The organism is Thermococcus sp. CX2, assembly GCF_012027555.1.
In the GTDB taxonomy this organism is placed as follows: Archaea; Methanobacteriota_B; Thermococci; order Thermococcales; family Thermococcaceae; genus Thermococcus.
The window spans coordinates 1-417 of the sequence record NZ_SNUQ01000009.1 but is presented as its reverse complement, the minus strand read 5'-3'; the positions used below and the strand labels follow the sequence as shown (position 1 = coordinate 417).

1 pseudogene is annotated in these 417 nt (G+C 40.3%); it reads right to left on the bottom strand.

What is annotated here, in order from left to right:
* A pseudogene (locus E3E23_RS09895) lies at positions 1 to 417 on the bottom strand (DNA polymerase II large subunit); the annotation flags it as partial.

Sequence of the window (417 nt, the reverse complement as noted above, 5' to 3'; positions counted from 1 at the left end):
TATTTCCTTAGGTTTAAAGTGGGTTATAGGCGCATCAGTTGCGTCGAACCTTATTGTTCCATCTTTGAATACATATACATCATTTCTTGCTCGTAATATTCCTTTCTCAAGGGGCTCTGGTATTTTATGAGCGGAACTCATACCCATTACGCCTTTGAGCTTATCGAGGGTATAAATTCCAACATTTTTCATTGCTTGGTTTAAGAGTTCTGATGGGTTTATCCTTCTCTTTTTGTATGCTTTCATTTCTATGTCACACTTTGGACAGGTAGTATCTAAAATAGATTCAAAGTCACACTTAGGGCAGTGATAGAGAAGCTTTGCATCACTCCCGCACTGGGGGCAACGAGGGAAGATATCCACATGGCCACAGTTGGTGCACTTAAAGTGAGCAATTTCTACTTCGGATGTTTTACC